Annotated in this window: 18 protein-coding genes; 12 read left to right on the top strand and 6 right to left on the bottom strand. The window is 71.0% G+C overall.

The features are described from left to right. Positions 1–23 precede the first annotated feature (23 nt). Together AC5L36_RS33925 and asnB are read right to left on the bottom strand one after the other, a co-directional pair. Positions 24–872 (bottom strand): SCO2525 family SAM-dependent methyltransferase, encoded by an 849-nt coding sequence (locus AC5L36_RS33925; protein ID WP_441222691.1) that lies wholly within the window; start codon positions 870–872, stop codon positions 24–26. A 151-nt stretch (positions 873–1,023) separates the two neighbouring features. Then, the gene (asnB, locus tag AC5L36_RS33920) at positions 1,024–2,949 is read right to left on the bottom strand and encodes an asparagine synthase (glutamine-hydrolyzing) (protein ID WP_441222690.1); all 1,926 of its coding nucleotides are present in this window, start codon (positions 2,947–2,949) and stop codon (positions 1,024–1,026) included. Positions 2,950–3,014: 65 nt separating this feature from the next. Between asnB and AC5L36_RS33915 the strand changes: the two genes are divergently transcribed. Next, a complete protein-coding gene (locus tag AC5L36_RS33915; protein ID WP_441222689.1) occupies positions 3,015–4,460 on the top strand; it encodes an aminopeptidase P family protein in 1,446 nt (481 codons plus the stop codon). Positions 4,461–4,472: 12 nt separating this feature from the next. On the opposite strand, the gene pulA is transcribed toward AC5L36_RS33915, so the two are convergent. Continuing rightward, positions 4,473–9,767: a pullulanase-type alpha-1,6-glucosidase gene (pulA, locus tag AC5L36_RS33910; protein ID WP_441222688.1), complete on the bottom strand. Its 5,295-nt coding sequence runs from the start codon at positions 9,765–9,767 to the stop codon at positions 4,473–4,475. A gap of 83 nt (positions 9,768–9,850) precedes the next feature. On the opposite strand from pulA, the gene AC5L36_RS33905 reads away from it, so the two are divergent. The 5 genes from AC5L36_RS33905 (at position 9,851) to AC5L36_RS33885 (ending at position 17,819) form a co-directional block, all read left to right on the top strand. Then, entirely contained in the window at positions 9,851–10,765 is a 915-nt protein-coding gene (locus AC5L36_RS33905) for a serine/threonine dehydratase (protein ID WP_441222687.1), read from the top strand. A 667-nt stretch (positions 10,766–11,432) separates the two neighbouring features. Further along, positions 11,433–14,210 carry an aconitate hydratase gene (locus AC5L36_RS33900; RefSeq protein WP_441222686.1) on the top strand — a complete coding sequence of 926 codons (2,778 nt, stop codon included), beginning with the start codon at positions 11,433–11,435 and terminating at the stop codon, positions 14,208–14,210. Between the two features lie 145 nt (positions 14,211–14,355). Next, complete coding sequence (locus tag AC5L36_RS33895) at positions 14,356–15,015, top strand: hypothetical protein (RefSeq protein WP_441222685.1); 660 nt, start codon at positions 14,356–14,358, stop codon at positions 15,013–15,015. A 2-nt stretch (positions 15,016–15,017) separates the two neighbouring features. Next, positions 15,018–17,534, top strand: coding sequence for an AAA family ATPase (locus AC5L36_RS33890; protein ID WP_441222684.1), 2,517 nt, complete (start codon positions 15,018–15,020; stop codon positions 17,532–17,534). Between the two features lie 33 nt (positions 17,535–17,567). Next, positions 17,568–17,819, top strand: coding sequence for a DUF2630 family protein (locus AC5L36_RS33885; protein WP_441222683.1), 252 nt, complete (start codon positions 17,568–17,570; stop codon positions 17,817–17,819). 3 nt (positions 17,820–17,822) lie between these two features. On the opposite strand, the gene AC5L36_RS33880 is transcribed toward AC5L36_RS33885, so the two are convergent. Continuing rightward, on the bottom strand, positions 17,823–18,488 hold the full coding sequence (locus AC5L36_RS33880) for an HAD family hydrolase (protein ID WP_441222682.1): 666 nt from the start codon (positions 18,486–18,488) through the stop codon (positions 17,823–17,825). Between the two features lie 157 nt (positions 18,489–18,645). After that, entirely contained in the window at positions 18,646–19,485 is an 840-nt protein-coding gene (locus AC5L36_RS33875; protein WP_441222681.1) for a carbon-nitrogen hydrolase family protein, read from the bottom strand. 59 nt (positions 19,486–19,544) lie between these two features. On the opposite strand from AC5L36_RS33875, the gene AC5L36_RS33870 reads away from it, so the two are divergent. The 6 genes from AC5L36_RS33870 to mug all read left to right on the top strand — a co-directional run bounded on the left by AC5L36_RS33870 (position 19,545) and on the right by mug (position 23,797). Further along, complete coding sequence (locus tag AC5L36_RS33870; RefSeq protein ID WP_441222680.1) at positions 19,545–20,117, top strand: TetR/AcrR family transcriptional regulator; 573 nt, start codon at positions 19,545–19,547, stop codon at positions 20,115–20,117. A 22-nt stretch (positions 20,118–20,139) separates the two neighbouring features. Continuing rightward, entirely contained in the window at positions 20,140–21,075 is a 936-nt protein-coding gene (locus AC5L36_RS33865) for a TIGR04222 domain-containing membrane protein (RefSeq protein WP_441222679.1), read from the top strand. Between the two features lie 200 nt (positions 21,076–21,275). Then, positions 21,276–22,121: an MbnB/TglH/ChrH family RiPP precursor modification enzyme gene (locus AC5L36_RS33860; RefSeq protein WP_441222821.1), complete on the top strand. Its 846-nt coding sequence runs from the start codon at positions 21,276–21,278 to the stop codon at positions 22,119–22,121. Next, positions 22,118–22,468 (top strand): SCO6045 C-terminal-like domain-containing protein, encoded by a 351-nt coding sequence (locus AC5L36_RS33855; RefSeq protein ID WP_441222678.1) that lies wholly within the window; start codon positions 22,118–22,120, stop codon positions 22,466–22,468. Before AC5L36_RS33860 ends, AC5L36_RS33855 begins: the two co-directional genes overlap by 4 nt. A 16-nt stretch (positions 22,469–22,484) precedes the next feature. After that, complete coding sequence (locus tag AC5L36_RS33850) at positions 22,485–23,246, top strand: SDR family oxidoreductase (RefSeq protein ID WP_441222677.1); 762 nt, start codon at positions 22,485–22,487, stop codon at positions 23,244–23,246. 5 nt (positions 23,247–23,251) lie between these two features. Beyond that, positions 23,252–23,797, top strand: a complete 546-nt coding sequence (mug, locus tag AC5L36_RS33845; RefSeq protein WP_441222676.1) for a G/U mismatch-specific DNA glycosylase — start codon at positions 23,252–23,254, stop codon at positions 23,795–23,797. Positions 23,798–24,295: 498 nt separating this feature from the next. Here the strand turns inward: mug and AC5L36_RS33840 are convergent, their stop codons facing one another. Then, the gene (locus AC5L36_RS33840; RefSeq protein ID WP_494909499.1) at positions 24,296–24,499 is read right to left on the bottom strand and encodes a bacteriocin immunity protein; all 204 of its coding nucleotides are present in this window, start codon (positions 24,497–24,499) and stop codon (positions 24,296–24,298) included. Positions 24,500–24,503: the final 4 nt, after the last annotated feature.

Below are 24,503 nucleotides of genomic sequence, written 5' to 3'. Positions count from 1 at the left end.
CACCGTCCCGCAGGGCGTATCCGTCAGCTTTTCGACGCCGTACCCAGAGCAAGGATCATCGTGCCGTGATAGCCCTCACGCAGCGGCTTTTCACTGAGAACCTGATGCAGCTCGAGGTCAGGAGCCAGGCCGGTCAAGAACTCCTTGACTTGTCCGATGGTAACGGGAACCGCGGGAAAATGACATGCGCCTACCTGGTAGCCGACAGAACCCTCCATGAAGGCGGCGGCGAACGGCGCGCCGGGTTTGAGGCTTGTGAGGAATGCCCGCGTCGCCTGCTCGAACTCGCGCTGGTCGGTGGTCAGCGACTCGGCGACGAAGAACATGGTGCCGACGTCGAAGCGCGCCTTGGGCAGATCAAAGATGCTGCCTTTGTGGACGTCGACCCGCCGGGTGAGCGCGGAGCGCGGGTCGTCGACGACGGGGACCGGCCCGGCGCCGCCGGACGGCCGGCGCGTGCGGATCGCGTGCTTCCAGAAGACGTCCCAGGTGGACCGGAACGATCGCAGCTCCCTGCGGAGCCACCGCACGTTGGCGGCGGAGTACTCCCACAGAGTGATGCGCCGGCAGTACGGCAACATCGCGAGGGCGGGGTAGAGGTTGGTGCCGGGACCGACGTCGAGGCCGACGGCCGTGACCGGAGCCGGGCGGCGGCGGAGCCGGTGCCAGAGTCGCGTAACCGGCCCGAGCCGGGCACCCACCGGCGGGTTCGCCGCGAAGTAGGCCGCGACCCGCTTGAGGATGTCTTCGTCGTCGTCACGAAGCGTGCTGTAGTTGTTTTCCCAATATGCGTCGGCGTCGAACTCGTCCCACGGCGCTTCGCTGTTGCTGACCCGCGTCTGGTCGTCCGTGGTGGACCCTGAATTGATCAAGGTCCGGTCCTCGGCACGGCGAACCGCCGGTGCCTCCATACTCGACTCTCCTCTATGGGAACCTAGGGAAACTTTCACCGTACTACCTGGAGATGAAACCTCAGAACCCGCCAAATTGCGGTCTGAGCCAGACGGAGCTAAGCACACGCCCCTAGACCGTCGCTCGAAGGGCGGGTTTCGCGAGGAGGGCGGACGGGTTCCGCTCGATGCCCGGGTCGATGGACCGATCGACGAAGACGCCATGCCAGACGCAGAAGACCAGCACCGTCCACACCTTGCGGGAGTGGTCGGCCTCGCCGCGGCGGTGTTCTTCCAGCAGGTTCTGCGCGTAGCCAAGATCAAGCAGCTCGCCCGCGCCGGAGGTGGCCAGCAGGTGCCGGGCCCACTCGTACATCTCGCCGCGCAGCCACACCCGGGTCGGCGTGGGGAAACCGAGCTTGCGCCGGTTGACGATGGGCGGCGGCACGACGCCGTCGAGCGCGCGGCGCAGCGCGTACTTCGTGGCGGTGGAGCGCGGCGGCAGCTTGAGCTCGACCGGCAGCGTGGACGCGACCTCGAAGACCTCCTTGTCGAGGAACGGCACGCGCACCTCCAGCGAATGCGCCATGGAGATCCGATCCGCCTTGACCAGGATGTCTCCGCGTAGCCAGGTGTGCAGGTCGACGTATTGCATCTTGGTCACGTCGTCGAGGTCGGTGCACTCGGCGTAGATCGGCGCCGTCACGTCCGTGTACCGCACCGAGCCGTCGTTACGGCGCATGAGCTCGCGTTTTTCCGCCTCGGCGAACATCCGGGCGTTTCCGTAGTACCGGTCCTCGATCCGCGTCGTCCCGCGTTCCAGGAAGCTCTTGCCTTTGACCCCCTGCGGGATCACCCGGGACACCGCGCGCAGGCCACGCTGCATCGGGTCGGGCAGCCGCTGGACCGAGTTGAGCGACAGCGGCTCGCGGTAGATCGTGTATCCGCCGAAGAACTCGTCCGACCCCTCGCCGGAAAGCACCACCGTGACGTGCTCGGCCGCCTTCTTCGCGACGAAGTAGAGCGGCACCAGCGACGGGTCCGCGACCGGGTCGTCCAGATGCCAGACGATCTTGGGTAGCGCGTCCATCATGTCCTGTGGCCCGATCACCGTCGGGATCGTGGTGACACCGAGGTGGTGGGCCGAGTCCTGGGCCACGCCGATCTCCGAGTACCCGTCCACGTCGAAGCCCACGGTGAAGGTCAGGATGTTCGGGTTGAACTCGCGGGCCAGCGCCACGATCGCGGTCGAGTCGATGCCGCTGGACAGGAACGCGCCGACCGGCACGTCGGCCCGCATGTGCACCCGCACGCTGTCGCGCAGCGTCTCGCGGATCCGGTCGTACACCTTCTGCTCCTCGTCGACCGGCGCCGGGCGGAACACCGGCCGGTACCAGCGCTCCACCTCGACGCCACCGGCCGCCGTGAAGCGGAACAGCTCGCCGGAGCCGAGCCGCTGGATGCCCTCGTGCAGGGTGCGCGGCTCGGGCACGTACTGGAGCGTGAGGTAGTGCGAGAGGCTGGCCGCGTCGACGGGGAGCGGGCCGGCCAGCTCCAGCAGCGCCTTCTTCTCCGAGGCCAGGTAGACGCCGTCCGGAGTGTCCATGTAGTACATCGGCTTGATGCCGAAGTAGTCGCGGGCGCCGAACGCCTTCCCGGCCAGGCGGTCCCAGATCACGAACGCGAACATGCCGCGCAGGCGGGTCAGCACCCGCTCGCCCCAGTGGTGGTAGCCGGCGACGACCACCTCGGCGTCGCCCTGGGTCTTGAAGATCGCGCCGCAGTCGCGGATCAGCTCCTCGCGCAGTTCCAGGTAGTTGTAGATCTCGCCGTTGAAGGTCAGCAGGTAGCGGCCGTCGGCGTACGGAAGCGGCTCGTGGCTCGACTCCACGTCGATGATCGACAGGCGCTTGTGGGCGAAGACGGCGTCGTCGTCCACGACCTGGACGCCGGTCTCGTCCGGCCCGCGATGGTGTAGGCACTCCAGCGCGCCCGCGACAGCGTCCCGGTGGGCGCCCGCATCGCCCCGGGTGGAGAAGAAGGCCAGAATTCCACACATATGCACCATTCTGGCACCGGGTAACGTCAGACGCTGGGAATCCGGGATTACGGGAGAGTCAAGAGATGAGCGACGAGAAGCCGAGGACGGAATCACACGACCCGGACTATCCGGAACAGCTCCTGGAGTTCATGCGCACCGGCTGGCGCGACGACGCCGTGCCGGTACCCGAGCGGCCACAAGCCGCCCACCACGCCCGCCGCCGGGCCGCCGTCTCCGCGGCCTTCCCCGGCGAGATCATCGTCGTGCCGACCGGCCCCGAGCGGGTGCGGGCGAACGACAGCAACTACCCCTTCCGGCCTGGCAGCGACTTCGCCTACCTGACCGGCGACTACGACCCCGGCAGCGTGCTGATCCTGCACCCGAGCGGCGACGCGGTCCTCTACACCAAGATCCGCGCACCTCGGGAAAGCGACGAGTTCTTCCGCAGCCGCGACGGCGAGCTGTGGGTCGGGCGCCGCCAGACGCTCGACGAGAAGGCCACCGAGCTGGGCATCCGCACCGCGCCCTTGTCCGAGCTGACGGCCGCGCTGGCCGACTGCCCGCCGGGGCGCACCCGCGTGCTGCGCGGCTTCGACCCGGTGGTGGACGCGGCGGTCCTGCCGTACGACACCGAGGAGGCCGGCGCCCGCGACGCCGAGCTGGGCCGGGTGATCTCCGAGCTCAAGCTGGTCAAGGACGAGTGGGAGATCGCCCAGCTGCGCGCGGCGATCGACGCGACCGTCCGCGGCTTCGAAGACGTCGCCCGGATCCTCCCGGCCGACCGGGGCGTCTCGGAGCGGCTCGTCGAGGGCGTCTTCGGCCTGCGCGCCCGCCACGACGGCAACGGCGTCGGCTACAGCTCGATCGTCGGTGCCGGCGCGAACGGCACGATCCTGCACTGGATCCGCAACCACGGCACCACCGTCCCCGGCGAGCTGCTGCTGATGGACATGGGCGTGGAGGGCCACCACCTCTACACGGCCGACGTCACCCGCGTGGTCCCGGTCTCCGGCACGTTCACCCCGCTCCAGCGGCAGGTCTACGACATCGTGTACGCGTCGCAGCAGGCCGGCATCGAGTTCATCAAGCCCGGCGTCGCCTTCCGTGACGTACACCTGACCTGCATGCGGGTGCTCGCCGAGGGCCTGCACGCGCTGGGCGTACTGCCGGTGAGCGTCGACGAGGCGATGGACAAGGACTCGACGCTCTACCGCCGGTGGTCGCTGCACGGCTTCGGGCACATGCTCGGCATCGACGTGCACGACTGCGCGCGGGCCCGCAAGGAGAAGTACCGCGAGGGCGAGCTCGACGAGGGCAACGTGCTGACCGTCGAGCCCGGTCTGTACTTCCAGCCCGAAGACGAACTCGTGCCCGCCGAGCTGCGCGGCATCGCCGTCCGCATCGAAGACGACGTGCTGGTCACCGCGGAGGGCGCGGTCGTCCTCTCCGACGGCCTGCCGAGGCGCTCGGCCGACGTCGAGACGTGGCTGGCCGCCCAGCGGGAGGCGGGCGGACCCCGCCTCCCGTAGGCACCGCTCCGGCTACGAACGCACGAACACCGCGACGCTGCGCGCCGGCACCGTGAAGGTGCCGGTCGAGCGGTCGTACGAGGCGGTCCGCAGCACCGGGTCCGCGGACCGCCTCAGCACCGGGTGCGGCGCGGCGTCCACCCCGCGCATGCCGGGCACCGTCTGGGTGGCGGTAGAGGTCGTGGCGTTGAAGACCACCGTCACCGCGCCGCCGCCGAGCTCCATCGTGATCACGCCGGGCGTCTCCCCCGGCCCGGAGAGTGGGAACGACAGCTTCTTCTGCACCTCGGCCGCCGTGCCGAGCGAGAACAGCGGCGACGAGGCCCGCACCCGGAGCAGCTCGGCGTACCGCGCCTCGGCCAGCCCCACCGCCGCGCAGTCCGGCACCAGCGCCGGATCGGCGAGCAGCGGGCGGGCGTACTGCCACTTGTCCTGGTTGTCGGCGGCCGGCGGCAGCCCGGCGCCAAAGCCGTTGCCGCCGGCGCAGTCCCACCGGATCTGGTTGAACCAGTCGCCCGAGTTGTACGAGTTGCGGTCGAGCGACTTCGAGCGCAGCCGCTCCGAGCCGGCGGTCACGAAGCCGATGCCCTGGCCGAACACGACCGTGGCGAGCGCGAGCACCTGCATGCGCGCCCGGTCGGTCGGGCCGGTCGCCTGCGGCAGCTTGTACGCCAGCGCGTCGTACAGGATCTCGTTGTCGTGCGCGTCGACGTACGTGACCGCCTCGCCGGGCGCCGCCGTGTAGCCGGCCGGCGAGCCGTTGTAGTCGACCTGCGCGCCGGTGACCACCGCACCAGACGAGGAGGTGAAGCGGTAACCGGCGAGGTTGCCGGTGAGCCCCACCTTGATCTGGTCGTGCTGGTGCAGCAGGCGGCGGCGCTGCTCGTCGGTGGAGCCGTTGACCGGGTCGCCGTTCGGATCGGTGTACAACCCGGAAGCGAAGCCCTGCTGCCGCGGGTTGGCGTCGAACGGGCCGCCGCCGCGCACCGCGTCGCGCAGGCGGTCGTTGAAGGTGGCGATGCCGGTGCCGGCCATGTTGGCCTGTGTCGCCTGCGTGAAGCGCGCTCCCCCGGCCACCTCGCCGAAGTCCCAGCCCTCGCCGTAGAGCAGGATCGCCTTGCCGTCCACGCCGTCGCGCCTCGGCGTAAGCCCGTCGAGCGCCTTTCGCACCGCGAGCATGTTGGCCCGCGGGTGGTGGCCCATCAGGTCGAAGCGGAAGCCGTCCACTTTGTACTGCCGGGCCCAGGTGACCACCGAGTCGACCACCAGCTTGCCCATCATCGCGTGCTCGGGTGCGGTGTTGGCGCAGCAGGTGGAGTTGGCGACCGCGCCGTCCGCCAGCAGCCGGTGGTAGTAGCCGGGCACGATCTGGTCGAGCACCGAGCGGTCGTCCACACCGGACGCCGACGTGTGGTTGTAGACCACGTCCATCACGACCCGCAGGCCGTCGCGGTTGAGCGCGGCGACCATCTCCCGGAACTCCCGGGTCCGCGCGGCGCCCGAGGGATCGACCGCGTACCCGCCTTCCGGCACGGTGTAGTGCAGCGGGTCGTAGCCCCAGTTGTAGCCGTCGCGTTCGGCGACCTCGGCGACGCAGGCCTGCTGCTTGTCCGAGTCCGGCGGCAGGGCGGGCAGGTCGCACGGCGGTGTGGCCTGGTCGGCCCGGCGCTCCGGGATCGTGGCGAAGTCGAACGCCGGCAGCAGGTGCACGTGCGTCACCCCGGCGTCCGCGAGCCTGGCGAGGTGGGTCGCGCCCGCGCCGCCGGAGAAGGCCGCGTAGGTGCCCCTCTGCGCCAAAGGCACGGTCTCGTCGGCGATGGAGAAGTCGCGGATCGACAGCTCGGTGATCTGGGTACGGGTCGCGGGCACCGGCGCGGGCTTGCGCAGCCGCTCCCACCCCGCCGGGCTGAGCGCCGGGTCAGCCAGGTCGGCGACGAGGCTGTGCGTCGAGTCAGCCGCGAGGGCGACCGAGTACGGGTCGGTGACCGAGGCGGTGACGACCCGCTGCGCGGCCGGCTGCCACGCCTCGACCCGGTACTTGTAGTACTTCCCCTTCCACGGGCCGGTCGCCGACCACACCCCGGACCTGCCGTCGCGGCGCATCGGCGTGACGCTCGGGCTGCCCGACGGGGTGTCGTACAGCTCCAGCGACACCGAGCGGGCGGTGGGCGCCCAGACCGCGAGCGTCGCCCGGTCGCCCTTCACGGTCGGGCCGAGCGTGGCCGTGGTGGCCCGGCCCGCGTAGACGTCGTCGAGCACGCCGGGGAGCTGCACGCCGGTCGCGGCGAGCAGCGTGCCTTCGTGGTCGCGCTCGGTCACCACGACCTGCCCGCGCAGGAGGTCCTCGACCTTCGCCTGGTCCTTCCTCGACAGGCCGAGCACCGTGTACTGCCACAGGTGCGGGAACCTGTCGCGCTGCTTCTCGGTCAGCCCGTTGCGCCGGGCGGTGAGCGGGATCCGCGCGAACGAGCCGGCCAGCTCGCCGTCCACGATGGACAGCCCGCCGGCCGGCGCGACCGCCAGCTCGTACCGCTTGCCGTCGGTCGACGGGATCTGCCAGGCGACGCTGCCCTTGTCGATCCAGTGCGCCCGCGCCTTGGACAGGTCCTTGTCGCCGCCGGCGGTCACCGGCACGGGAAGCAGCCGCCGCGGGGTCGCGGCCAGCAGCCACGCCTCCCGCCCCGCGCTGCCGAAGTCGAGTCGCTGGTCATCCGGCAGGTCCTTCGTGTCTCCCTTGTGGACGATATAGCTCAGCCCGCCAGCACCGGCGGCCAGCGGCACCTCGAACGTCACGCCGAACGCGTCCCGCGACGCCGGCTGGAGCGGGCTGGCCCAGTCGGTGGGGCTGGCGGCGCCGTCCCACACGTGCAGCCCCCAGCCGTCGTAGTCTCCGGCCGGCCGTCTGTAGTGGAGGATCGCCACGCCCTCCTCCACGGGCGGCTTGTCGTGGCTCGTCTCGACCGCCGGGTCGCCCTGGCGCAGCCACACCTCGCCGTGCTTGGTGACGTCGACGAACCGGTCGGCCTCGACATCCTTGACGCCGTCTTCGCTGACCACCAGGAAACCGACGCTCTTCGCGCCCGGCTTGAGCTTGACCCAGGCGAACCGCCCGTACTCGTCCTCGCCGGCGAACGGCTGCCCGGCCGGCCACTGCGTCTGCCAGGCCGGGTCGATGTCGCCCCAGGCGTAGAGGCCCCAGTCGTCGTACCCACCGGCCGGGCGGTTGTAGTGCACGACGAGCCAGTCGCGGCCGCCACCCTGCGGGGGTGTGGCCACGCTCGCCCGGGACCGCACCGACGCCGTCCTCCCCTCGCTGTCGCGGACGGTCGCCCGGTACTCCAGCTTCGCGCCGGCGGGCAGGCCGTCGAGGTCGTGGCGGACGCGGTACGGCGCGCGCCGGGCCGTGCCGAGATCCGTCCACCGACCATCGTCCACCCGCGCCTCGAACGAGACCGTCGCCAGCGGGTCACCGGTGACCTCGGCCACCACCTCGGCCTGGCCGGCGACCGGGGCGGCCGGCGCGGTGAGCGCGACCGTCGGGGCGGCGCCGGGCGGGATCGGCGCGGTAGCGCGGAAAACGGTGGAGGACAGCGGTGGCACCGTGATGGTCAGTCGTCCGCCACCGGTCGCGCTCCCCTGCCCGTACACCGTCGTGAAAGAGCTGGACCACGTGTCGACGGTGACCGTGCGCGCGGTGGTGGCGTTGTTGACGGCCGCGATGTATTCGACCCGCTCCCGCGGGTCGACGCGGGAGAACGCGAAGACGCCGGCGCCGTCGTCGGCGTGGCGGGTGACCTGTACACCGTCGCGCAGCGCGGGGTGGTCGCGGCGCAGCTTGGACAGGTCGGCGATGGCGCGGTAGATCGGATGGGCGGTGTCGAACTGGTCGGTGCCGTGGGTGCGTCCGGTGCCGAGCAGGTCGTCGTCGAGGTAGTCGGGCGTGCGCGAGGCGAACATGTCCTGCCGCGCGTCCTTGTCGCCGCCCGGCCCGGTGAAGCCCTGCTCGTCGCCGGAGTAGATCACCGGCTGCCCGCGGGTGAGAAACATCAGCTCGTGCGCGAGCACGTCCCGGCGCAGGTGGGTGGCGGGGTCGGTGCCGCCGCCGGCGACGAACGAGCCGATCCGCCCCATGTCGTGGTTGCCCAAGAACGTGGGCAGCCGGGTCGCGCCGGTGTCGCGGGCGGTGTAGAGGTCGTCGGCCGCGTACAGGTCGGCCAGCGTCCGCGCCGGCGCGCCCTGTGCCGCGTAGCCGCGGGCCACCTCCTGGAACGGGAAGTCCAGCGTGGCCGGCAGCTCACCCTCGCGGACGTAGCGGGAGGTGACGGCCGGGTTGGCGTCGAAAACCTCGCCGAACATGAAGAAGCCGTCGCCCGCGACCTTGTCGATCCCGTCGACGAAGCGCGGCCAGAAGTCCATGTTGACGTGCTTGGTGGTGTCGATGCGGAAGCCGTCGACGCCCATCGAGGTGACCCAGTCGGCGTAGATCTTCGTCATGCCCTCGACCACCTCGGGCCGCTCGGTCCACAGGTCGTCGAGGCCGAAGAAGTCGCCGTACTCGCTGTTTTCACCGGAGAAGGTCGAGTCGCCCCGGTTGTGGTACATGGTCGGATCGTTCAGCCACGCCGGCACCTTGACTGTTTCGTCGGCCTTTGTGGGAAAGACCGGGGTGTATGGGCCGGCGTTCCGGTCGACCTCGGGAAACGTCCGCGTCCCGTCCGCGTAGTTGCGGTCCTCGAAAGGGCGGCCCCGCGCGTCCCGGTAGGGCTCGGTCGCCTTGTCGACGTAGCCGTACCGGTCCTCCGCGTACCGGATCACGTCGGCGGTGTGGTTGGTGATGATGTCCAGGTAGACCTTTATGCCACGCCCGTGTGCTTTGCGGATCAGCTCGCGCAGGTCGGCCTTCGTGCCGAAGTGCGGGTCGAGGTCGGTGAAGTCGGTGATCCAGTAGCCGTGGTAGCCGGCGCTGTCCGCCTGGACGGGCCGGTTCTTGAAGACCGGCGCCATCCAGATCGCGGTGGTGCCCAGCCCCTGGATGTAGTCCAGCTTGTCGATCACGCCGCGCAGGTCACCACCGTGGTAGAACCCTTTGTCCGTCGGGTCGTACCCGGTGGCGAGCCGGTCGCCCGCCAACCCGCCGCGGTCGTTGCGCGGGTCACCGTTGGCGAAGCGGTCGGGAAGCATGAAGTAGAACTGCTCGGCTTTCGTGGTGATCTCGTGCTTGGCTGGTGGTGGTGTGGTCGCTTGGGCTGGTGCCGGGGCGGTGCCGAGGAGGAGTGCGGCGACGGACAGCAGGACGGTGCGTTTCATCGACGGCCTTCCTGGGTTCGCGGGGTGCCCGCACGCTAGCCCTTGCAGAAAGATTCTGCAAGATGTTGCAAGGAGTGCCTGAAGTGATCGAGTTGGTACTGCCCGTAGCCGGCGACATCGCGGCGGCCGCCGGGCGGATCGGGCCGTACATCCGGCGCACGCCCGTCTTTCCCGCCGTCGTGGATGGACGGCCGGTGACCTTCAAGCTGGAACACCTCCAGCTCACCGGCTCGTTCAAGGTCCGCGGCGCGCTCAACGCGCTGCTCTGCTCCGGCGCGGCCGCACCGGTCGTCACCGCCTCCGGCGGCAACCACGGCATCGGGGTCGCCACCGCCGCCGCCCGGCTAGGCGTCCGCGCCACCATCTACGTGCCCGAGACCGTCCCACCGGACAAGGCCGCGCGCATCGCCGCCACCGGGGCCGACGTGGTTTACCACGGCAGCCGGTACGCCGAGGCCGAAGCCGCCGCACGGGCACACGCCGCCCGCGACGACCTGCGCTACCTGCCGGCCTACGACGATCCGGACGTGGTGGCCGGCCAGGGCACCATCGCGCTGGAAATCGCCACCCAAGCCCCCGAATGCGACACCGTCGCGGTAGCGGTGGGCGGCGGCGGCCTCATCTCCGGCATCGCGGTGGCCTCCCCACCCGGCACCGCGATCGCCGGCGTCGAACCCGAGCACTGCGCCTGCCTCCACGCCGCGATCGCCGCCGGCGAACCCGTGGACAGCCCGGTCGACTCGGTGGCCGCGTCCGCACTGGGCGCGACGAGGCTGGGCCGCATCCCGTACGCCATCCTCCGCGACGCCAACCTGCACCTCGCCCTGGTCGAGGACAAGCGCATCCTCGCCGCCCGCGACCGCCTGTGGGACGAGTTCCGCCTGGCGGTCGAGCCGGCGGCGGCGGCTCCGTTCGCCGCCTGGCTCGCCGGCGACATCCCCGGCGACCACCCGTGCCTGATCCTCTGCGGCGCCAACGCGCCTTGGAGTCCTTTCTAGAGCTACCGCGGCGTCCGTCGTGGTCGCTCTCCGTTGCTCCCGCGGCCTCACCCTGGTTTTGGGGTCGCGGTTACCCCTTCCAAGCCTCCGGACCATCAGGATGGGTGGCAGGCGAGGTGGGGTGGGGGCGCGCCGGCCGGCTGTTGCGCTGAGTAGTGGAAGATCTCCGCTGATTTGTCCGCTTGTCCAAACCTGATGGGCGCCGCCTCAAAAGATCGTGGTATTTGTTTGCCCCTCTGGGGGCAATTCCGTACCACGATCCGTTGCTGTGACTGGTGACCGTCGTGGTTGGTCGCTATGTCTCACCCGATTCGCTAACGCTGCGTTAGACGGCCGCGCAGCCTGACCCGCGTGATGATCGTTCGCCCGAAACCGACGGCGGCACGGCCCACCACGCGCCCGCGCCCTCCTGATGGTCCAGAGGTTTAAGGGGTAACCGCAACCAACAGCGAACGGTGAGTCCGCAGGAGCAACGGCATAGACCACGGCGGACGTCGGGTAGCTCAAATCTTCAAAACAACCCCGGGGCGACGCCGGCGCGACGGCAAGGTAGGCTGGGGTCGGCAACAAGACGGACGTACGGTTTCTAAGGGTTGCCTTACCGCAGCGGCGGGCACCCCTGTGCGAAAGACTGGTCAGTGGACGACACGGCAGGAGGGAGTACGACGTGGCGAGTCTCGACAGTTTCGGTGCCAAGGACCGGCTCGACGTCGGTGACGCGAGCTACGAGATCTTCGCGGTCGACAAGGTGGACGGGCACGAACGGCTGCCCTACAGCCTGAAGATCCTGCTCGAAAACCTCCTCCGCACCGAAGACGGCGCCAACATCACCGCCGACCACATCCGGGCACTCGGCGGTTGGGATCCCGCCGCCGAGCCGAGCGTGGAGATCCAGTTCACGCCCGCGCGCGTGCTGATGCAGGACTTCACCGGTGTGCCCTGCGTGGTCGACCTGGCCACGATGCGCGAGGCCGTGCGCGACCTGGGCGGCGACGCCGCCAAGGTCAACCCGCTGGCGCCGGCCGAGCTGGTCATCGACCACTCGGTCATCGCGGACCTGTTCGGGCGGGCGGACGCGTTCGCGCGCAACGTCGAGCTGGAGTACCAGCGCAACCGCGAGCGCTACCAGTTCCTGCGGTGGGGACAGACGGCGTTCAACGAGTTCAAGGTGGTCCCGCCGGGCACCGGCATCGTCCACCAGGTCAACATCGAGTACCTCGCGCGCACCGTCATGGAGCGCGGTGGCCAGGCCTACCCGGACACGGTCGTCGGCACCGACTCGCACACCACGATGGTCAACGGCCTCGGCGTGCTCGGCTGGGGTGTGGGTGGCATCGAGGCCGAGGCGGCGATGCTCGGCCAGCCGGTCAGCATGCTGATCCCCCGCGTGGTGGGCTTCAAGCTGCACGGCGAGGCACCTCCCGGCACCACCGCCACCGACCTCGTCCTCACGATCACCGAGATGCTGCGCAAGCACGGTGTAGTGGGCAAGTTCGTGGAGTTCTACGGTCCGGGCGTGGCCGCCGTGCCGCTGGCCAACAGGGCCACGATCGGCAACATGTCGCCGGAGTACGGGTCGACTGTCGCGATCTTCCCGATCGACCAGGAGACCATCAAGTACCTCCAGCTGACCGGCCGCGGCGAGCAGCAGGTGGCGCTCGTCGAGGCGTACGCCAAGCGGCAGGGCATGTGGCACGACCCCAACACCGAGCCGAGCTACTCGGAGCGGCTGGAGCTCGACCTCTCCACGATCGAGCCCTCGCTCGCCGGCCCCAAGCGCCCGCAGGACAGGGTGCCGCTGGGCAGCGCGAAGACGCTGTTCCGGGGCGCGCTGACGAGCTACGTGCAGGAAAGCGGCTCGGCCGACGAGGCCTCCGAGGAGTCCTTCCCGGCCAGCGACCCGCCCACCTACGGCCACGTGGACGACCCCGCCGACCAGCCGCGCGACCTCATCTCGGCCGCCGCGGGCGCCAACGGTCGCGCCTCGAACCCGGTGCGGGTGACCGGTGAAGACGGCACCGAGTTCGAGCTCGACCACGGCGCGGTGGTGATCGCCGCGATCACCTCGTGCACCAACACCTCCAACCCGCAGGTGATGCTCGGCGCCGCGCTGCTCGCCCGCAACGCGGTCGACAAAGGACTCAACCGCAAGCCGTGGGTGAAGACCACGCTCGCTCCCGGGTCCAAAGTGGTCATGGACTACTACGAGCGGGCCGGCCTCACGCCCTACCTGGAAAAGCTCGGCTTCCACCTGGTCGGCTACGGCTGCACCACCTGCATCGGCAACTCCGGCCCGCTGCCCGAGGCGATCTCGGCGGCGGTCAACGAGGCCGACCTCAGCGTGGTGTCGGTACTCTCCGGCAACCGCAACTTCGAGGGGCGCATCAACCCCGACGTGAAGATGAACTACCTCGCGTCGCCGCCGCTCGTGGTGGCGTACGCGCTGGCCGGCACGATGGACATCGACCTGGCCAACGAGCCGCTCGGCTTGGGCTCGGACGGGCAGCCGGTGTTCCTCAACGACATCTGGCCGAGCCCCACCGAGATCGAAGACGTGATCGCCAAGGCGATCGCGAGCGAGATGTTCACCCGTGACTACGCGGACGTCTTCGCCGGCGACGAGCGGTGGCAGTCGCTGCCCACGCCGACCGGTGACACGTTCTCGTGGGACGGCGACTCGACGTACGTGCGCAAGCCCCCGTACTTCGAGGGCATGGCGCCGGAGCCGACCCCGGTGACCGACATCGCGGGGGCGCGGGTGCTGGCCCGGCTCGGCGACTCGGTGACTACCGACCACATCTCGCCGGCCGGTTCGATCAAGCCGGACTCGCCCGCCGGCAAGTACCTGGCGGAGCACGGGGTCGCCCGGCACGAGTTCAACTCGTACGGCTCCCGCCGGGGCAACCACGAGGTGATGATCCGCGGCACGTTCGCGAACATCCGGCTGCGCAACCAGCTCGTCGAGGGCGTCGAGGGCGGCTTCACGGTCAACCACCTCACCGGCGAGCAGACCACGATCTACGACGCCTCGGTGGCGTACCAGGAGGCCGGCATCCCGCTGGTGATCCTGGCCGGCAAGGAGTACGGCTCCGGCTCGTCCCGGGACTGGGCGGCGAAGGGCACCATGCTGCTCGGCGTGCGGGCGGTCATCGCCGAGTCGTACGAGCGGATCCACCGCTCCAACCTCATCGGCATGGGCGTGCTCCCGCTTCAGTACCCGACCGGCGAGACCGCCGAGACGCTCGGGCTGGAGGGCACCGAGACGTTCACCATCACGGGCGTCGAGCGGCTCAACGAGGGCACCACGCCGCGCACGGTCAAGGTGACCACCGACGCCGGTGTGGAGTTCGACGCGGTGGTGCGGATCGACACCCCGGGCGAGGCCGACTACTACCGGCACGGCGGCATCCTCCAGTACGTACTGCGGAAAATGCTGGCCAGCTAAGCTAAACGAGCAGAAATGCCCCGGCCGTGGACAGCGGCCGGGGCATAGCCTTTTGAGCCGGCAAATAGATCCCTTCGAACGCTATGTCTCGTAACAGTAACGATCCATACTGACCAGCACGCTGGGCCTACCGACAGGGGGCGCGATGCTGGTGAAACGGTTGGTAATCCCATTCGCCGCGGTCGCGCTGCTCGTTGGAGCCTGCGGCGCCCCCCAGTACGAGTACGTCAAGAACTCGGAGCAGCAGACCTACTTCAAGGTGCCGAGCTCCTGGAGCAAGGTCGACCAGAAGGCGCTCGACCAGTGGGCGGCCGGCGCCGACCCCGACTCCGCCACCGCCAAGATCCGCGATCAGCTGATGTGGACCGTGGCGTACGACGCGGACGACGAGCCCGCCGTCTCCCACGTGTACGGGCTGTTTCCCACGCCTGAGCCGGTGGCCTGGGCGAAGGTCGAGCGGCTGCTCCCCGAGCAGAGCGACGGTGTCTCGTTCGACGCGCTGCGCAACGCGGTCATGCCGGTCACCGAAGACGCCCGTGAAGCGGCCGCGGCGGCGGGCTCGACGCTGACCGACTTCGAGCTGCTGAAGGATGACGTCATCACCCCGGAGAAGGGCCTGCACGGCGTGCGGGTCGTCTTCAACTACGCGCTGCTGGGGCAGCTGCACACGTTCGACCTGACAGCGCTGGTCAACGACGACGCGAGTCTTCTCTACATGCTCTTCCTCCGCTGCTCCGCCGGCTGCTACGCGGACCGCATGGACGAGATCCAAGAGGTCGTCACGTCCTTCACCGTGAGGAGCTGACCATGAAAGAGCAGGACACCGTCGCTCCCGTCGAGGGCCTCCGCCCGCCGGACGAAGGACCGCGCGACGACCGCCGGCCCACCCGCCCCAAGCTGCCGATGTGGGACCGGGTCAAGTTCGTCATCCTGCTCGCGCTGCTGTGGCTGATCCTGGTCTGGGCCGCAATGGCCGACAACCCGCTGCTGCCGTTCGACGACGCGGCCCGCATCGAGGCGCGCGACTCGATCTGGATCTTCGTGCTCATCGGCATCGAGGTGCTCCGGCAGATCCATTTCCTGATCAGTGAACGGTGGAGCGGCTACCACCACTTCTGGACGCACCGCTTCTTCGGCGGCATCGAGCGGGTCACCCACCGGCGGCTCAGCGACTGGACCCGCTTCCGCATCGCGCGGGCCATCAAGTGGGCGTTCTGGATCGTCGTGTTCGCGCTGGTGGCGGGCGCCGCGCTGGACACCTCACCGTTCCTTGCGCTCTTCCAGGCACCGGCGCTCATCTGGCAGTTCCTGCCGCTGATCGTGCAGATCGTGCTGCTGATGTTCGTGCTGATCCTCCAGTTCGTCGCGCTGTTCTGGTTCCTGTCCCGGGGCGGCATCGAGACGTACTACCCGGACGACATCAAGACCCGCTTCACCGACGTCTGGGGCCAGGACCACGTGCTCGACCGCATCCGGGAAAACCTGCTCTTCCTGGAGAAGCCGGACGCGATCGAGGCCAAGGGCGGCTACGTACCGGGCGGCATCCTGCTGTGGGGACCGCCCGGCACGGGCAAGACGCTCATGGCCGAGGCGATGGCGGGTGAGACCGGCCGGCCGTACGTGTTCGTCGACCCGGGCGCCTTCACCAACATGTTCATGGGCGTCGGCATCCTCAAGGTCAAGTCGCTCTTCCGCAAGTTGCGCAAGCTCGCGCTCCGGTACGGCGGGGTGATCGTCTTCTTCGACGAGGCCGACTCGCTGGGCCGCCGCGGCGCGCTCGCGCAGGGCGGGCCGGGGTTCCCGCGCGGTCTGCGGCCGGCCGTGTTCGGCGACGGCTGCCACGGCTTCTCGTACCTCTCGAAGGACACCCAGTGGCGCCTCACCCAAATGGCGATGGCCAGCGCCAGCCCGGCGCCGGACCAGCCGGGCGCCGGGCGCGACAGGGTCGTCATGGGCAACATGATGGGCGGTGGCGGCGGCGACATGGGCACGCTACAGGCCCTGCTCAGCGAGCTGTCCGGCCTGAAGAAGCCGCGCGGCCTGGTCAACCGCTACGTGCGGCGGCTGCTCGGCATGCGCCCCAAGCCGCCGCCGAAGTACCGCATCCTCACCGTGATGGCCAGCAACCTGCCGGAGGCGCTCGACGAGGCGCTGCTGCGGCCGGGCCGCATCGACCGGATCTACAAGGTCGGCTACCCGAGCAAGGCCGGGCGGATGCGCACATACCAAGGCTATTTCGACAAGGTGCGGCACGAGCTGACCGAGGAGCAGATCGACAAGCTGGCGGTCATCACGCCGTACGCCACCGGCGCCACGATCAAGGATCTGGTCAACGAGGCGCTGATCACCGCGATCCGCGACGACCGCGAGGTCATCGAGTGGCGCGACGTGATGCAGGCCAAGCGCCTCAAGCAGCTCGGCCCGCCAGAAGACGTCGAGTACATCGAGCGCGAGCGGCACGCCGTCGCGGTCCACGAGGCGTGCCACGCGGTTGCCGCGTACCGCACCCGCTACCACATGGAGATCGACATCGCGACGATCGAAAAGGGCGCCGAGTACCTCGGCATGGTGGCGAGCATCAAGCCGGAGGACCAGTTCAACCGGTGGCGCACGGAGCACGAGGCGGACATCTACGTCTCGCTCGCGTCGCTCGCCGGCGAACGGATGTTCTTCGAGGGCGACAGCTCCTCCGGCGTCTCCGGCGACCTGGAGCACGCCACCATCGTCGCCACGCAGATGGAGGGCTTCTGGGGCATGGGCTCGACGATCTCGTCGTACGCGACGTCGGCCCAGATCGGCACCGGCGCGCCCGGCGGCCGTGGCCCGGGCAACCGCGAAGACCCGGAAGACGTGGCGCGCCGCGCCCTGGCCGACCGGATCGAAGACAACCTCACCGCCCACCTGGAGCGCGTGGTCGACCTGCTCAAGGCCAACCGCCGCGAGATCCTGACGCTCGCCCACGCGCTGGAGACGCACAAGACGCTCACCGGCGAAGACGTGGTGGCGGTGCTGGAGCGCCGGCCGGGTCCACTTGTCGACGGCACGGTGTACCAGCGGGAGGAGCTGCTGCGCGAGATCGAGGACTACCACCGGGCCGCGGTCGTGGCGCACCGCGGACACGCCAAGGTGAGCGTCACGCTCCCGTTCGTCCCCACGGCCACGCCGACGCCCGACTCCGCGTGGCGCCCGCCGGCCGCGATCACCGCGACCCCGAACGGGGCGGAGCCGGCCGAGGCCGCCGAGTCGCCGAACGGCGGCGGGCCGGCGGCCGGCGACGACCCCGGGGCCACAGAGCCCGAGGCCGACCCGGCTACCGAGCGTTGAGCCACCGGCGGGCCGCCGGACTCTCGTAGGCTCATGGTCATGGAAGACACGACGATCCTGTCCGAGATCCACAAGCTGGTCGAGGAGGAGCACCGGCTCCGCTCACAGGTGCAGAAGGGCCAGATCTCGTCCGACGACGAGCGGACGCGGCTGCGCGAGGTCGAGGAGTCGCTCGACCAGTGCTGGGATCTGCTGCGCCAGCGCCGCGCCGCGCGCGAGGCGGGCCACGACCCGGAGGCCACGCAGAGCCGCCCGAAGTCCGAAGTAGAGGGTTACTTGCAGTAGGCCTTACGCGTACCGGGCTACCCCGGCCGCGGCCAGCACCGTCGCCACGGCCGGGATGATGCCCTCGGCCGTGCGCGTCGGGCGAAAACGCTCCTCCATCCAGCTGCGCCCCCGGTGCAGCCACACGCTCGGCAGCCCCATCGCGGCCGCGCCGCCGATGTCGGCCTCCGGGCTGTCGCCGACCACCCAGGCACCCTGCAAGCGCATGCGCACCCGCTGCGCGGCCATCGCGAAGATGCGCGGGTTGGGCTTGCTCACCCCGGCATCCTCGGAGATCACCCAGTCGGCGACGTAGCGGTCGAGGCCGGTCCGCCGGATCTTGATGTCCTGCTGCCGGGTCGTCCCGTTTGTCACCACGACCGGCACCCAGCCCGAGTCGTCGGCGATCCGCAGCGCGCAGGCCACCAACGGGTCGAGCGTGAGCCGCTCCACCAGGCCCTCGGTGAGCTCGTCGACGAGGTCGATGGAGGAGACGCGCAGCCGGTAGCGGTCACGGATCGCGTCGGCCACGTCCCACCGGTCGGTCAAACCGTCGGCGTCGATGGAGAGCAGCCACTGGAGGTCTTCCGGCGGGGCCCCGATCTCCGCCAGAAAGTCTTGTGCCCACGCGCGAAACGTCCCGGCCCGATCGAGCAGGGTGTTATCGAGATCGAGGAGCAGGAGGGGCACTCGCGCACCCTACGTGACCGGACGCACCCCCGAACAGACCCGCATCGTAAACAAGGGAGGCAATACGAACCTTTTTCAACGCCCCTTGCGGCCCGCGGTGGTCAAGGTCGAATCGGGCGCCAGCAACGCGCGGTCCGCGTTGAAAAGAGTTCGCTGATTAAGCAGTCAAAACCACCCGGTCGGCGCCGAGGTCGGTGCGGTGTTCGGCGAGCATCTCGTGGGCCGCTCGGACCCGCTCGACCTCGGTCGCGTCGAGGGTCGCCACCACGACCGCCTCGCCCTCGTCGGCACCACGCGCGACCGGGCGCCCCTCCGGGTCGTAGACGGCGGCACCGCCGTTGAAGCGCCACGGCGCCGCGCCGCCGACCGGGTTGGCGAACACCACGTAGATGCTGTTGTCCAGCGCCCGCGCCGCGTAGTACACGTCGCGCCGGTGCGCCGAGCCCACCAGGTACGCGCTCGGGCACAGGTAACCCCGCGCACCCGCCACCGCGGCCGCCCGCGCGTGCTCGGGAAAGCAGCCGTCGTAGCACACGCCGAGCCCGAGGCGCCAGCCGTCGACGTCGAGCGTCGCGCCCCGCGTACCCGGGACGAAAAGCTCCTTCTCCTCGGGCCCGCACATGTGCTGCTTGTCGTAGGGCGCGGCGACCCGGCCGCGGCGGTCGACCACCAGCGCCGCGCAGGTGCGGCGGCCGTCGGGGCGGCGGACGGCCGCGCCGACGACGATGACGGCCCCGCGGTCGGCGGCGGCCGCGCGGAGGGGGTCGAGGCGCGCGTCGGCCACCCACCCGCCGTCGTCGGCCGCCACGTCCGTCGTGGCCGGGCTCGCCCGCAGCGCCGGCGGGTGATAGCCGGTCAGGAAAAGCTCCGGGAGTACGAGCACCGTGGCGCCCCGGTCGGCAGCGAGTCCCGCCAAGCGGGCGGCCTGTGCGGCGTTGGCTGCCACGGCGCCGGGGACCGCCTCGGCCTGCACGGCGGCTACGGTGAGTGGTCGCATGCCACCAAGCCGTACGTACGGATTGCCGCGCCACCCGTCACCGTGACACGATCGGTCACGTGCCGAGAGTGAGCCAGGACCAGCTCGACGCGCGGCGGCAGGAGATCCTCGCGGCCGCTCGCGCCTGTTTCGCTCGGCACGGATACGAGGGTGCCACGGTCCGCCGGCTGGAGGAAGAGACCGGTCTGTCCCGTGGCGCGATCTTCCACCACTTCCGCGACAAGGAGTCGCTCTTCCTCGCCGTGGCCGAAGACGACGCCGCCGCGATGGTGGAGACCGTCGCGCGCAACGGTCTGGTGCAGGTCATGCGCGACCTGCTCGCCCGCGCCGACTCCACCGAGACGGCCGGTTGGCTGGGCAGCCAGCTGGAGGTGTCGCGGCGGCTGCGCACCGACCCGGCGTTCGCCAAGCGGTGGGCGCAGCGCGCGCAGGCAATCACCGACGCCACCCACGAGCGCCTCCGCCGCCAGCGCGAGGCCGGTGTGCTCCGCGACGACGTGCCGCTCGACCTGCTGACCCAGTTCCTCGAGCTGGCGTACGACGGGCTGGTCCTGCACCTCGCCACCGGTCGCCCGCCGGGCGACCTCGGGCGCGTGCTCGACCTTGTCGAAGAGGCTGTCCGTAAGGCGTGACAGCTTGGTCCACACTGAGCGCATGCAGACGGTTCTCGCCGCTCAAGGTGACACCTGGGGGATCCCCGGGTCCTCCTTCCTGGCGCTCTTCGCGGCCACCGCGGCCGCACTGGTGATCGCCGCGCTGATCCACCGGGCCGTGCTCTTCGCCGGCCACCACACGCCGGTCGACCGGCTCGGCCCCCAGCAGGTCGCGTTCCTCAACGGCGGCGAAAAGCTCGCCGTCTACTCGTCCCTGGCCGGCCTCAAGGGCGCCGGCGCGATCGAGGTGGGGCCCGGCCGCACGCTCACCACCTCCGGACCGATGCCGGCCGGCGCCACCCCGCTCGACCAGGCCGTCTACAACGCCGCCGGCCAGCGCGTCCGGGCCCGCGACGTGGCGGACCAGCAGTGGGTGGCGATGGCGCTCACCTCGCTCCGCGAAGACCTCCAGCAGCGCGGCCTCGCCCCGAGCGAGGGCGCCCGAGCCGCCGCCCGTGCGGTGCCGTTCCTGATGCTGGCGCTGCTGGGCCTCGGCGTGGTGCGGGTGGTCGCCGGCGTGATGAACGACAAGCCGGTGATCCTCCTTGTCGTGCTGCTGATCGCGTGGACGATCGTCACGCTGACCCTCCTCGCCAAGGTGCCGACCCGCACGCGGGCCGCCCGGCGGGCGCTGGAGGAGCTGCGGCGGCAGCACGCCTACCTCTCCCCCTCGATGGGTCCCGCCTGGGCCACCTACGGCGCCGCGGGCCTCGCGCTCGGCGTCGGCCTATACGGTGCGGCCTCGCTCTGGCAGGCCGACGCCGCCTTCGCCGAGGAGGCGGAGATACAGCGCCAGTACGCGTCGTCCGCGAGCACCGGCGGCTCCTACGGCGGCGACTCCAGCGGCTCGAGCAGCTCCGGCGGCTCGGACTCCGGCGGCGACGGCGGCGGCGGTGGTGGTTGCGGCGGCGGCTGTGGCGGGGGCTGCGGCGGATGACGGTCCCGCCCCATGCCGTCGACGGCGGCGGCTCCACGGCCGCCGCCGGCTCCCCGGCCGGCACGGACCGCGGGCGGCCCGACGACCGCGGCGGCTCCGCGGCCGGCACGGACCTCAAGCGGCCCGACGACCGCGGCGGCTCCGCGGCCGGCACGAACCTCGGGCGGCCCGACGACCGCGGCGGCGCCGGAAAGGGCGAGCTGGGGACCGGCGGCGCGGGTGCGCCGGGCGGTGGCCCGTTCGGGGTCGGGATCGGGTGGCGGCCGGAGATCGCGGGCTTCGTGGCCGCGCTGCCCGGCCTCAGCTTCACCGAGGTGATCGCCGAGTCGGTGCCGGCCTCCGGGCCGGTGCCGGCTCCCCTCGCCGCCCTGCGCGACGCCGGCGCCGCGGTCATCCCGCACGGCGTGCGGCTCTCGCTGGGCGGCGCCGAGCCCGTCGAGCCCGCCCGCGTCGCCCACCTGGCCGCCGCCGCCCGGCAGCTGGACGCCCCGCTGGTGAGCGAGCACATCGCGTTCGTCCGCGCCGGCGGCCTCGAAGCCGGCCACCTGCTCCCCCTCCCGCGCAGCCGCGAGGCGGTCGACGCCGTCGTCGCGAACGTCGCCCGCACCCAGGCCGAGCTGCCCGTGCCCATCGCCCTCGAACCGATCGCGGCCATCTTCGACTGGCCCGACGACGAGCTGGACGAGGCCGCGTTCCTCACCGAGATCCTCGACCGCACCGGCGCGCTGCTGCTGCTCGACATCGCCAACGTCTACGCCAACGCCCGCAACCGCGGCACCGAGCCCACCGACCTGCTCGACCGGCTGCCGCTGGAGCGCGTCGCGTACGTGCACGTGGCCGGCGGCGCCGAGCACGACGGCATCTACCACGACACCCACACCGACGCGGTGCCGCGCGAGGTGCTCGACCTCGTCGCCGAGCTGTGCGCACGCCACCGCCCGCCGGCCCTGATGCTCGAACGCGACGGCCACTACCCGCCCGCCGACACCCTCCGCACCGAGCTGGACGCCATCGCCGCCGCCTCCGGGTACCCGGTGGTGACATGAGCGCCCTGGCCGAGCGCCAAGCCGCGCTCGTCGCGGCCCTGGTCGCCGGTGCCCCGATCCCCGACGGCTTCGACCCCCGGCTGATCGACACGGCGCGGCAGGCCTTGTTGCGTAAGCGTTCCGGCGAGGTCGCCCGCCACTGGCCGCTGCTCGCCGCCTCGTTCGGCACCAAATGGCCGGCGGTCTTCGCCGAGTGGGCCGACGGCCGCCCCACGCAGGGTTCCTTCCAGGACGGGCTGGCGCTGGCCCGCTCGCTGACCCTGGCCGGCGCGGCGGCCGAAGAGCTCGCCGAACGCGAGGCCGCGCTCCGCCCCGGTTTCCTCCGCCGCGTGTTCCGGCGGGGGTGATGGCAGGATCGGCGGTATGGATCTGGGGCTTGCGGATCGCGTCTATGTCCTCACCGGTGCGTCGCGCGGTCTCGGGTACGCCACCGCCGAATGCCTCGTCGCGGACGGCGCCAACGTCGTCGTCTCCGCGCGCTCCCCGGAGGGCGTCACCGCCGCGGTCGAACGGCTCGGCGCGCCCGAGCGGGTGATCGGCGTGGCCGCCGACCTCGGCGACCCCCTGGCCGCCGAGCGCCTCGTGGCGGCGGCCCGGGAACGTTTCGGCCGGATCGACGGCGCGCTCATCTCCGTCGGCGGGCCACCCCGCGCCAGCGCCACCACCGTGGAGGACGCGCAGTGGCGCGAGTCGTTCGAGACCGTGTTCCTGGGCTCGGTGCGGCTGGCCCGCGACGCGGCGGAGGCCATCGGGCGCGACGGCGCGATCGGCTTCGTCCTGTCCACCTCCGTGCGCAGCCCGATCCCCGGGCTCGGCCTCTCCAACGCGCTGCGCCCCGGCCTGGCCGGCGTAGCGAAGGAGATGGCCGACGAGTACGGCCCGCGCGGCATCCGCGTCTTCAGCCTCCTGCCCGGCCGCATCCTCACCGACCGCAACCAGGAGCTGTTCGCGGCGACCGGCGACCCCGAACGCGCCCGGCGGGAAGCGGAGGCGGCCATCCCGCTGGGCCGCCTGGGCGAGCCGGCCGAGTTCGGGCGGGTGGCGGCGTTCCTGCTCTCGCCGGCCGCCAGCTACCTGACCGGCCTGTCGGTCCCGGTCGACGGCGGCGCGGTGCGGTCGCTCTAAGCGCCGTGAAGCCCACCAAGGACCAGCTTGCCGCCGCGGCCGACCGCACCATCCCCGACGTGATCGCGCCCGGCCTGGCCGTGCTCTTCAGCGGCATCAACCCCGGCCTGTACTCCGCCGCCACCGGCCACCACTTCGCCCGCCCCGGCAACCGCTTCTGGCCCGCGCTGCACAGGTCCGGCTTCACACCCAGGCAGCTGCGGCCGGACGAGCAGGAGGAGCTGCTGGGCTACAGCCTGGGCATCACCAACGTGGCGGCCCGAGCCACCGCCCGCGCGGAGGAGCTGAGCACCGCCGAGCTGGTCGCCGGCGCCGGTTTGCTGACGGCGAAGGTCCGCCGCTTCCGCCCGCGGTGGCTGGCGGTGGTCGGCGTGACCGCGTACCGCACCGCGTTTCGCCGGCCCAAGGCGGTGTTCGGCGCGCAGCCCGAGACGATCGGCACGACGAAGATCTGGGTGCTCCCCAACCCCAGCGGCCTCAACGCCCACTACACCCCCGACTCCCTCGCCGCGGCCTTCGCCCTCCTCCGCGAAGCCACGCACGCGAGGTAAGCGCCCACCGGTTTCTTCAGGCAGATTTGCCCGCGTCCGCGTCACCTGCGGGCCGCATGCTCCCGCGGGCACCGCTCCGGTCGGCGGCTCGCAGGGCTCGCCGAAACCCCCGACCTCCGCTGCCGGGTCCGCGCGACAAGCCCTCGGGTCCAGTCGCAGGCGCCACCTGTGACATCCCGACGTAACGTCACCAGCGTCGGGAGCCGGACTGTGAGATCTAGGAGACTTAGGGCTGATATGGCGCCCTGACCGTTCTAGATCCGAAAGCACCTGTCCAGGCCGGTGACACCGTGTCACCAAGCGGCGCACCGACCCTCGGGCAGCGTGCGACAAGGCCCCCCGTGGGCTTGCGGCGCGGACCTGGCAGCGCGGGTCGGGGATCTCGGCGAGCCCTGGCGAGCCGCCGACCCGCGCGTACTCCGGCGGGAGCAACGGTCCGCAGCTGACACGAACCCGGGCAACACCAGCACGACGGCGTCACCCTGATCCGGAAGGTCTCTAGAGCGCGAAGGGGCGGTGCTCCAGCGCGCGATCGATGATCTGCTCGGCCGTCAGGTCCTTCGGTGAATGGAAGATCAGGTCGCTGACGTGGGGGTTGGGGATCGAGCGCTCCAGTGCCTCCAGCCAGGCCGACGCCTCGTCGTCGCCGCCGGCGCCCGACTGGAGGAGCTCGACCAGCGCGACCATCTCCGCGCGGCTCAGGCGG

Source organism: Phytohabitans sp. LZ39 (genome assembly GCF_059359075.1).
This window is presented reverse-complemented; position numbering and strand designations above follow the sequence as displayed.